The sequence below is a fragment of the Pseudomonas putida genome (genome assembly GCF_025905425.1).
GTDB lineage: Bacteria > Pseudomonadota > Gammaproteobacteria > Pseudomonadales > Pseudomonadaceae > Aquipseudomonas > Aquipseudomonas putida_AF.
In genome coordinates this window covers 2,932,200-2,942,442 of record NZ_CP109603.1, presented here as the reverse complement: position 1 = coordinate 2,942,442, position 10,243 = coordinate 2,932,200, and the positions used below count along the sequence as shown (strand labels likewise).

Genomic DNA, 10,243 nt, shown 5'->3' with positions numbered 1-10,243 from the left:
TCATCTAAACCAGAGTCGATGTACATCGGGGCCGCTAAGCGGCCCCGTTTCATTCATCGTTCAACGCGGCATGCAGTTTCAGCTCTTCATCGATGAACGCCGCAATCATCGCCCGGTACACCCGTTCCACCACCTCGGGCGATGCGCCTGTCTCGCTGGCAATTGCACGCACCTTGGCAATCACCTGCTCGACCCGCGCCGGTGCGCGCACATCGTCGGTGGTCTTCTTGAACGTCGCCGCCTGGGCGACCAGTTGGCCGCGTTGAGCAAGCAGGGCGACCAGGTTCTGGTCGATGTGATCGATGCGCGAGCGAACGTCCTCGATCGAGGTGCAACGTACGTCCATGTGGCAGTCTCCTTCAGGTGTGTCGCAGCACAGTACCACAGGCCATTTCACTTGCAGCTCAATGCCCCACCAGTTCGCCCAACAGCCGTTGCTTGTAGTCGTGCAGCAACGCGCTGTCGCGCTCGCGCGGGTGCGGCAGGTCGATGCGCAGGTCCTCGCGGATTCTGCCGGGGTGGGCATCCATCACGATCACCCGGTCACCCAGGTACAGCGCCTCCTCGATGTCATGGGTGACCATGATCACGGTGCAGCGCTCCTGCACCCAGATACGCTGCAGTTCCTGTTGCAGCCTCACTCGGGTCAGTGCATCCAAGGCGCCCAGCGGCTCGTCCAGCAGCAGCACCTTGGGTTTGTTCACCAGCGCCCGGGCAATGGCCGCGCGCTGGGCCATGCCGCCGGAGAGCTGGTGTGGGTAGGCCTGTTCGTATCCGCTTAGGCCGACCAGTTCGATATGCTCGGCCACCAGGCGGTCCTTCTGCGCGGCCGGCATGGCGTGGTTTTTAAGGGCCAGGGCAATGTTCTGCTGCAGGGTCATCCACGGGAACAGGCGGTGGTCCTGGAACACGATGCCGCGCTCCAGGCCCGGCCCGTGCACGGGTTGCTGGTCGAGCAGGATCTGCCCCTGGTAGTCCTGGTCGAGGCCGACGATCAGCCGCAGCAGCGTGGACTTGCCACAGCCACTGGCGCCGACAATGCTGACGAATTCACCAGGCCGGATGTTCAGCTCGATGTCCTTGAGCACTTGCATCGGCTTGCCCTTGAGGGCGTAGGTTTTGCTCAGGCCGCGAAGGGTCAGTGCGCCGTGGGGGGCGGTGGTCGGTAAAGCGTGGGCGATGGCGTTCATGGTCGGGCCTTTCAACGGGTCGGGCGCCAGCGCAGCAGGCGGCGGGAGAGGAGGGTGCAGAGCCAGGACATCAGGTAGCCGCACAGGCCGATGCACAGCACGCAGACCACGATGATCTCCATGCGTGCGCCGGCCTCGGCGGTCATCATCAGGCTGCCAAGGCCGGCGCCCGAGGACAGGAACAGTTCGCTACCCACCGAGGTCACCCAGGCGAACGCCAGCGCCTGCAGAACGCCGGCGGCGATGCCCGGCAAGGCCGCGGGCAGCAGGATCAAGCGCAACTGCTGTGAGCGGCTGAGCATCAGCACCCGGGCAGCCTCGCGGTGCTGGCCCTCGACTTGGCGCAGGCTCTCGAAGGTGTTGAGCACCATGGGGTACAAAGCCGCCAGGCTGACGATGAGCAGCTTGGCGCTTTCGCCGTTGCCAAGCCACAGGGCGATCAAGGGGATCCAGCCCAGCATCGGCACCTGGCGCAGGGCATGGAACAGCGGCGCGATCAGGCGGTTGGCCGGCACCGACAGGGCCATCAAGGCGCCCAGGCCGATGCCCGCGACAACGCCGATGGCAAGGCCCGTGCAGGTGCGCAGCAGGCTGGCCCCTAGGTTGACCAGCAGTTCGCCGCTGCCCAGCAGTTCGGTCAATGCCGAACCGACCTGGGCCAGTGGCACGAAGGCATAGGCACCGGCAGCACCTTGACGCGAGGCGTATTCCCAGGCGCCGAGCAGCACTAACGGCAACACCAGGCCACGCAGATTTTTCAGTGTCATCAGCAATTCCTCAGCGGCTCTGCCAGCCGGTAAAGCGTCGTTCGACGCGACGCAGGCCGTAGTCAAGGGTGAAGCCGATCAGCCCGGTGACCACCACGCCGACCATCACCACGTCGATACGCAGCATCTGCCGGCCCATTTCGATCATCTGGCCCAGCCCGCTATCTGCCGCCAGCAGTTCGCATGCCACCAGCACCACCCAGGCGCGAGTCAGGGCGATGCGGATACCAGTGACGATCGCCGGCACGGCCGCGGGAAGGGCGATACGGCCCACCAGCGTGGGCCAGCGCAGGCGGTACACCGCTGCAACTTCGAAGTGGCTGCGCGGGATGGCGCGCACCCCTTCACAGGTGGCCAGGGCCACGGGGAAGAACGCGGTCTTGGCAACGATGACAATCTTGAAGGTTTCATCGACGCCAAACAGCAGCACGAACATCGGGATCAAGGCGATGCTGGGCACCTGCCGAAGGGTGTGAAACAGCGGTGCGCAGTAGGCTTGCACGGTTTTCGACAAGGCCAATGCGGTGCCGAAGGCCAGGCCGCCCAGCGCGCCGCCGACAAAACCCAGGGCCAGGCGCGAAAGGCTAGCGGCCAGGTGCGCCTGCAGTTCGTCGGTGGCCAACAGCTCGCTGAAACTGCGCCAGACCTCCAGGGGTGGCACCAGCAAGTTGGCAGGGAACAGACCGCTGTTGGCCAGCACGGCCCAGAGTGCGAGCAGGGCCACAGGGGAGATCAACCAGGAGAGGGGCGAGAGCAAGCGCATGGCGGGCCTTGGGAAAGCAGACGATAGAAAGGGCTATCGCAAGAGCTGTGCCAGGCGGTGAAGGCCCGGAAGTACGGGGGCTGAGCACGAGGTGATGCTGGAGCAGCACAGGGCTGCTGCTCCAGCAGCAGGCCGTCAGCAACAGGTGTGCTGGCGTCTTCGCGGGGCAAGCCCGCTCCCACAGGTTGGTGCAAGGCCTGTGGGAGCGGGCTTGCCCGCGAAGAAGCCAGCGCGGTCGCTGATCAGAAATCGTAACTGACGCTGGTGTAGTAGAACGCTCCCTGCGCGCCCTCGGGGCTTGTGATGGAATACTTCGGCACCCCATACAGCTGCGCGCCCTCCAGCTTGTCCGGGTGGCTGTCGAACAGGTTGATCGCGCCCGCCGACAAGGTCAGCCCCAGGTCGAAGCGGTAGGACACATCCAGGTCGGTCACCCACTGCGCCCCGAAGGTCTGGTCCAGCGCCGGGTTGGCGGCGTTGCGGCTCTGCCATTCGCCATAGCGCCGCTGCGCCACGGTGACGCTCCAGCCGTCATACAGCCAGTTGGCGCTCAAGGTCAGCTTGTCCTTGGGGGTACCGTCCTCGATCAGGCCTTGGGTGTTGCGGCCGATGATCTGGTTGCCGGAGATACTGCCCACATCGTCCAGCCCGGTGATGCGTGTGTTGTTGCGCGCATAGCCGCCGTTGAAGTCCAGGCGCCCCCAGCCGCCCAGCTCAAGCTGGTAGTGGCCGACCAGCTCGAAACCATCGGTGCGGGTGTCGGCGATGTTGGTGTAGAACGCAGCGCTCTGGATATTGGCGTAGGGCGTGCCGGCGAAAATGGGCGTGACCACCGACGACGGCAGTTGGTCGGACAGGGTGATGCGGTTGTCGATGTCGATGCGGTAGGCATCCAGGGTAAGCGAGGCGTTTGGCAGCGGACGCCAGACCAGGCCCACGGAGACGTTGGTCGATTCCTCGGGCTTGAGCGACTTGCCACCCAGCAGCGCCGCCTCCGGGCTGTCGGCACGCAGGGTGCGCTGTTGCACCTCGACCCAGTTGCCGCTGCCCGGTGGCTGCTCGACCACCTGCACGCTGAACGATGACAACCCGCTCTGCACCAACGACGGCGCCCGGTAGCCGGTGCTGGCGCTGGCCCGTGCGGCAATTTCAGGGGTGAAGTCGTAGCGCAGCGACAGCTTGCCATTGGTGGTGTCGCCAAAGTCCGAATAGTGCTCGCTGCGCACCGCGACGCCCGCCTGGAATTTTTCGGTGAGCTGGGCTTCGACATCGAAGTAGGCACCGATCACCCGGCGGTCGAGTGACACCGCATCGACCTGGGTGATGCCCGAGTAATAACCGGGAATGCGCCGGCCAGACACGGGATCGATGGTGTTGAACAGCGGCCCGTTGGACCAGCCGGCTGCGTCACCTGCTGTGAGGTCGTAGTTCTCCTGGCGCCAGGCCAGCCCTGCCGACACGGTCAGGGGTTTGAACAGCCAGTCGTTAGCGTAGTCGCGGGTCCAGTCCAGCGTCAGGTTGGTCTGGTCCGCTTCGCGGCGGCCAGTGTAGATGGTCGATGGGCTGGCGTTGCCCCAGCTGGGGTTGATCGCGTCGCGGTCGGTGGAGTCGACGCGGTTGTTGCCGTAGTTCAGCGCGAGGTCGAAGTTGCCCAGGGTTTCGTTTTCAAAGCGCAGGCCGCCCGTGACGGCAAAGTCTTCCAGGCCATAGCGGGTGACCGGCAGGCGGCCGTCGGGGTAACGCGCCAGGGCCACGCTGCCGTAGTTGTTGCGCAGGGTGGTGGGCGGGTCGAAGAAGTTCTCGGCGTCGGAGTTCTTGTGCGCATAGGTGGCGAAGCCGTAGGCGCTCAAGCCCTCGCCAACGCCCATCTCGGCATTGGCGGTGAAGTTGTACTGGTCAGAGACGTTACCCGAGCCCCAGCGCCAGTTGCGGTAGCGGTTGTTTTGCTCACGCGGGGTGTCGATGCTGGTCGAGCCTGGGTAGAAGATGCGGTTGTCATCGCGGGTATCGCTGGCCGGGTCCTGGCTGCCGGCGTCGAAGGCCAGGGTGAGGAAGCCGTCGTTGGGCAAGGCAAAGCCTTTCCAGCCGCTGAGTTTGCGCTGCAGGCCGTCGCCTTTGTTGTAGCCGCCGAAGCGGTAGCCGGCGTTGCCGCCGTCGTCGCGCTCCTTGAGGACGATGTTGATCACCCCGGCGATGGCATCCGAACCGTACTGGGCGGCCGCGCCATCACGCAGGATCTCCACCCGCTCGATGGCCGACAGCGGGATCAGGCTGAGGTCCACCGCCGCCGCGCCGCGGGCGTTGACCAGGCCTTGGCGGGTGACGTTGGCGCTGGTGTGGCGGCGTTTGCCGTTGACCAGCACCAGCACCTGGTCGGAGGCCAGGCCGCGCAACGAGGCGCCTTGGGCGATGGAGCCGGCGAAGGCGCCTTGCGGCGATTGCGGGAAGCTGAACGACGGCGACAAGGCGGTGAGCGCGGCGGACAGGTCGCTGGCGCCAGTTTCTTGCAGTTTTTCGCCGCTCAGCACATCGACGGGCGCGGCGCTCTGCAGGGCAGTGACGTCGCTGCGGTGGGTGCCGACCACGACCACGGTGTCGAGGTTGGCGGCGGGTTCTGCGGCGAATGCGGGCACGGCAAGGCTGCCGATGGCCAGGGCGATGGCGCTGGCCAAGGGGGTGTAGTGGGGCATGGGGTATTCCTGCTGAATGATGTATTGGCAGTGCTGGCCCTATCGCTGGCAAGCCAGCTCCCACAGGCCCCCACGGTTCTCAGGCTCAGCGAAGTACCTGTGGGAGCCGGCTTGCCGGCGATAGGGTCCGAAAGGGCAACTCAGAAGCGGCTGGTGACACTCAGGCCCACCGTGCGGGGGTCGCCGTAGGTGATCACGTACTGCCCGGCGGTCCCGTTGGGCCGGCCATGCACTTGGTAGCGGCGGTCGGTCAGGTTATTGACGAAGCCGGTCACGCTCAGCTTGTCGTCGGGGCTGAACCAGGTGAGGCGGGCGTTGGCCAGGGTGTAGTGCGGCTGGCTCAGGGTTTCGTCAGCGCTGCTCTGGCGGTCGGCAAGGAAGTACTCCTTGTCGCGGAAACTCACGTCGCCACCGGCCACCAGCTTGCCGCCGACCTGCAGCGGGATGGTGTAGTCGGCCCCCAGCGACACCACGTTGCGCGGTGAGCGCACGAAGCTGTTGCCGCTGTAGTCGCCGGTCACAGCGCCGGTGGTGGGGTTGGTGTTCTTGAAATCGGTGTACTCGGTGTCGAGGAACGACACCGCCGCACGCAGGTGCAGGCGGTCGGTCGGCTGGCCTTCGATCTCCAGCTCCGCACCTTTGACCTTGCCTTTGGCGCCGTTGGTCAAGGCGGTGGTGAGGACGCCGTTGTTGACCGTCAGCAGGTTCACTTGGATGTCTTTGTAGTCGTAGTAGAAGACGTTGGCGTTGACCGTCAAGCGGCGGTCGAACCATTCGGATTTCAGGCCAAGCTCGTAGGCATCCAGCTCTTCCGGATCGACCGTGGTCAGCTGTGCAAGGCTGGTCGACAGCCCGGTGTTGAAACCGCCGGAGCGGAAGCCGTGGGCGTAGCGGAAGAACACCCGCAGGTTGTCGTTGATGCGGTACTCGGGGGTCAGGTCGTAGGTCCAGGCTTCCCAGGTCTTGTCTTCCTGGCGATTGCCGTTGCTGCCCACGCCACCGAGCGGGATCAGCGGGCCGTTGGCCGTGGCGCGGGTCAGTTGCACCAGGTCCAGGTCGATGTCCTTTTTCTCCTGGGTCCAGCGCAGGCCACCGGTGACGCTGAAGTCATCGGTGAAGTCGTAGGTCAGGTTGCCGAACAGCGCGTAGCTGTCGGTGCGGTGGTCGTAACCCAGGTCACGCAATGCGGTGGTGCCGACCTGATTGGAGCCGGTGCCGTTGGGGGTCGGGCCCGGCGTGATGATGCGCTGGGCTGAGCTGTCCAGGTCTTCATGGAAGTAGTGGGCGCCTGCCAGCCAGTGCAGCGGGCGGTCTTCCGGCGACGCCAGGCGCAGCTCCTGCGACCACTGGCGGTAGCTGTTGTCGGTGATTGCGGCGCCGTTGACTTCGTAGGGGGTGTAGTCGGCGTCGCTGGTCGAGCGGTTGCGGATGTAGTCGTAGGCGCTGATCGAGGTCAGGGTGTAGTCGCCCAGGTACCAGTTGAAGGTCAGCGATGCGCCGTCGTGGTCGAGGCGGTAATCTTCGTTGACGTTGAGCGAAATGTCGCGGCCATGGGGGCGTTCGTAACCGACGTTGTAGTAGCGGCCTACGGGCAGCGAGCCGTTGCTGCCGTCCCCCTTGAACTGGCGGCTGTGCAGTTTGAGCAGCGCGTCCAGGTCGGGGTTGAGCTGGGCGAGGAACTGCAGGCGGATCGCCTTCTTGTTCACGTCGCCATAGGTGTTGCCGTCGAAGTCGTTGTTCTGGAAACCATCACGCTCTTCGGAGTACAGCGACACCCGACCGGCCAGCTTTTCGTCCACCAGCGCGCCGCCGATGGCACCGGTGAGGATGCGTTCGTTCTTGCTGCCGAAGCCGACGGTGCCGTAGCCGTCGGTGTCGAAGGTCGGCTTTTTGGAGATCACGTTGACTGCGCCCGCCGTGGTGTTCTTGCCATACAGGGTGCCCTGCGGCCCGCGCAGGATCTCGATGCGTTCGAGGTCGAACAGAGGGCCGCCCCCGGCGATCGGTGCGTTGAGGTAGACATCGTCGGCGTAGATGCCCACCGGGAACACCGTCGCGGCCCCTGTGTCGCCGGTGCCCAGGCCACGGATGTACCAGCGCGGGCGACCATCGCCGTCGGGGTTTTTGGCGGAGGCGTTGGGTACGAAGGTGGTGATGTCGCCCATCGAGCGCACGCCGTCGGCGGTGATGCTGGTGCCCTTGATCGCCGACACGGCGACCGGTACTTCCTGCAGGGTCTGCTCGCGGTGCTGGGCCGTGACGGTGACGGTTTCCAGGGCTGGCTCGGTCTTGGTGTCTTCGCTGGCGGCGACGGCTTGGCCGCCAGTGCCGGCCAACAGCAGCGCGAGGCTGATCTGGCGGGCCAGTGGATGGAGTTGGTGCATGGTGGATCTCCCCGTATGTAAAGCGTTGTTGGGGAGAGCTAGAGCAGGGACTGTGCCATGTTTGTAAGATATTGAATTATATGAATTAAATTTGATTTTAAGGGGGCTGTTGCAGGTAGGGCAGCAGTGGGGTGCTTGGCGGGTGCTGCTGGGGCAGCAGGTGCGGGTCAGGCAGCAGTTTCGGGGTGGGATTGCCGGGGGCTGCTTTGTAACCCATTCGCGGGACAAGCCCGCTCCTACAGAGGTTGTGGGGGCAACAGTCCAAAGGTTGCTGCAATCCCTGTGGGAGCGGGCTTGTCCTGCGAAAGGGGCGCAAAGCGCCCCCAAATTCAAACAGCCAACCGCGAAGTCGAGCCGATCACACGCTCCAGCACGCTAAAGTCGATCCACTCCCGCACATCGAAGCGGCGCGGTATGAACCCCCACCTGAACAGGAACTCGGTGAAGTCCTGCAACGCCTCGATCGAGCGGCTGTCCAGGGTCGTGCGCAAGCGCCGGTGGGCATCGTCACCATACGCCGCTGCCACCCAGTACTCGCTGGTGTTCAGCTCGCGGGCCAGAAAACGCCGGGTCTCCTCAGGGTTGGCCCAGGCCCACTGCTCGGTGCGCAGCACGGTGTCGACCAGCGTGCGGCTGGCATCGAAATGCTCTTCCAGCAGGTGCCGGTCCACGGTCAAGGTGCGCGGCGTGCCGTTATTGCTGCGGATAAGCGGGTCGGGGTGGCTACCGGTGTCGACCACCACGCGCAGGCCGAATTCGTGGGCCAGGTGAACGGCATGGGCGCCTTTGAGGAAGATCGCATCGATGTCGCCACGCAACAGGCCGATCAGTTCGTTGTTGCGGCGGCTGAAACGGCTGGTGTCCAGGCTCACTTCGGCGCCATACAGGTGCTGCTTGGCATCGTCGCTGTAGGTGCCGCCGTAGGGGTAGTCGACCAGTTCGACATCGGCCACGTTCAAACCTTCGAGCTTCAACGCGTTTTCCAGCCCGCGCAGGGCCTGGGCGCGGGTGAAGTCGATCTGCACATTGGCCCACTTGGGCAGGCCAAAGCGGCGGTTCTTGAGGTCGCGGATACTGCGCACACCACTCTCTTCGGTGGTCAGGATCAACTGCACTTCATCGCTCCACGACAACCCCAGTACGCGGGTTTCGACGCCACTGGCGTAGGCCCAGATCGCCGGGATGTTGCCGCCGTGGCGCACGGAGTTTTGCAGGTGATGGTCGTAGTGGGCTTCACGTACCTCCCGTTCGCTGGACTCGCGCAACGACTGGATGTTGGTGCCGAACGGCGCAAAGGCCTCGGCCAGGCGCCCGGATTGCACGGCAATGCCGAGGCCGGTTGGCACGGGGCTGTGGGTGTACCAGAGCGTTTCCAATGGCTTGGTCATGGGGTAACGGGCTTCCTGTCCAGGGGAGTGGGGGCCAGCAAGTGGTCCAGGGGTTGGCGGTCGATCCAGTCACGTACAGCGAACCGGTTGGGGATGAAGCGCCAGCGTTTGAGAAACTCGACAAAATCCTGCAGCGCGTCGATGGCCTGGTCATCCAGGCGGGTGCTCAGGCGCAAATGCGCATCGGCGCCGTACGCGACCGTGACCCAGTATTCGCTGCTGTTGGTTTCCCGGGCCAGGTAGCGGCGGGTTTCGTCCGGGTGCTGATGAGCCCAGCGTTCGGCGCGCAGTACGGAGGACAGAAGGGTGCGCACCACCTGCGGGTGTTGCGTAAGCAGGTGGCTGTCCACCGCCAGGGTACGCGGCGTGCCGTTGTTGCTGCGGATCAGCGGGTCGGGGTGGCTGCCGGTGTCGATCACCGTGTGCAAGGCAAAGGCATGGGCCAGTTGCACGGCGCTGGCGCCTTTGAGGAAGATCGCATCGACCTCGCCACGCAGCAGCCCGGCCAGTTCCAGGTTACGCCCTTCGCTTTGCGTGCTGGACACCGGTGTACCCGCCACATTGCGTACCGGGCGGTCGCTGAAGGTACCGTCGTAACGGTAGTTGACCAGTTCCACGTCACCCACTTGCAGGCCTTCGAGTTTCAAGGCGTTTTCCAGCCCGCGCAGGGCCTGGGCGCGGGTGAAGTCGATTTGCGCCGAGGCCCAGTCGGGCAGGCCGAAGCGACGGCCCTTGAGGTCTTTGACCGTGTCGATGCCGCTGCCCGGACGGGTCAGGATCAACTGCGCCTCATCGGCCCAGGACAAACCGATCACGCGGGTTTCGCGGCCTTGGGCGCGCGCCCAGATCGCCGGGATGCTGCCGCCGTGGCGCACCGAGTTGAGCAGGCTGTGGTCGAAGTGCGATTCGCGCACCGCCTGCTGGTCGGCCTCGCGCAGCGACTGCACTTGGGTGCCTAGGCTGGCCAGGTCGTCCTGCAGCCAGCCTTGCTGCACGGCGATGCCCAGGCCGGTGGGCACCGGACAGCGGGTGTACCACAGGGTATCGAGGGGTTGGCTCAT

At 65.0% G+C, this 10,243-nt stretch carries 8 protein-coding genes; all 8 read right to left on the bottom strand.

Annotated elements, in window-relative coordinates:
• Window positions 1–49: 49 nt before the first annotated feature.
• Window positions 50–346 (bottom strand): chorismate mutase, encoded by a 297-nt coding sequence (locus OGV19_RS13070; RefSeq protein WP_264313763.1) that lies wholly within the window; start codon window positions 344–346, stop codon window positions 50–52.
• Window positions 347–404: 58 nt separating this feature from the next.
• On the bottom strand, window positions 405–1,190 hold the full coding sequence (locus tag OGV19_RS13065; RefSeq protein WP_264313762.1) for an ABC transporter ATP-binding protein: 786 nt from the start codon (window positions 1,188–1,190) through the stop codon (window positions 405–407).
• Window positions 1,191–1,201: 11 nt separating this feature from the next.
• A complete protein-coding gene (locus tag OGV19_RS13060) occupies window positions 1,202–1,957 on the bottom strand; it encodes an ABC transporter permease (RefSeq protein ID WP_264313761.1) in 756 nt (251 codons plus the stop codon).
• A gap of 10 nt (window positions 1,958–1,967) precedes the next feature.
• Window positions 1,968–2,720 (bottom strand): ABC transporter permease, encoded by a 753-nt coding sequence (locus OGV19_RS13055; RefSeq protein WP_264313760.1) that lies wholly within the window; start codon window positions 2,718–2,720, stop codon window positions 1,968–1,970.
• 242 nt (window positions 2,721–2,962) lie between these two features.
• Complete coding sequence (locus OGV19_RS13050; protein WP_264313759.1) at window positions 2,963–5,410, bottom strand: TonB-dependent receptor plug domain-containing protein; 2,448 nt, start codon at window positions 5,408–5,410, stop codon at window positions 2,963–2,965.
• Between the two features lie 140 nt (window positions 5,411–5,550).
• The gene (locus OGV19_RS13045; protein ID WP_264313758.1) at window positions 5,551–7,794 is read right to left on the bottom strand and encodes a TonB-dependent receptor; all 2,244 of its coding nucleotides are present in this window, start codon (window positions 7,792–7,794) and stop codon (window positions 5,551–5,553) included.
• 329 nt (window positions 7,795–8,123) lie between these two features.
• Entirely contained in the window at window positions 8,124–9,182 is a 1,059-nt protein-coding gene (locus OGV19_RS13040; protein WP_264313757.1) for an ABC transporter substrate-binding protein, read from the bottom strand.
• Complete coding sequence (locus tag OGV19_RS13035) at window positions 9,179–10,243, bottom strand: ABC transporter substrate-binding protein (RefSeq protein WP_264313756.1); 1,065 nt, start codon at window positions 10,241–10,243, stop codon at window positions 9,179–9,181. The genes OGV19_RS13040 and OGV19_RS13035 overlap by 4 nt, the downstream gene beginning before the upstream one ends.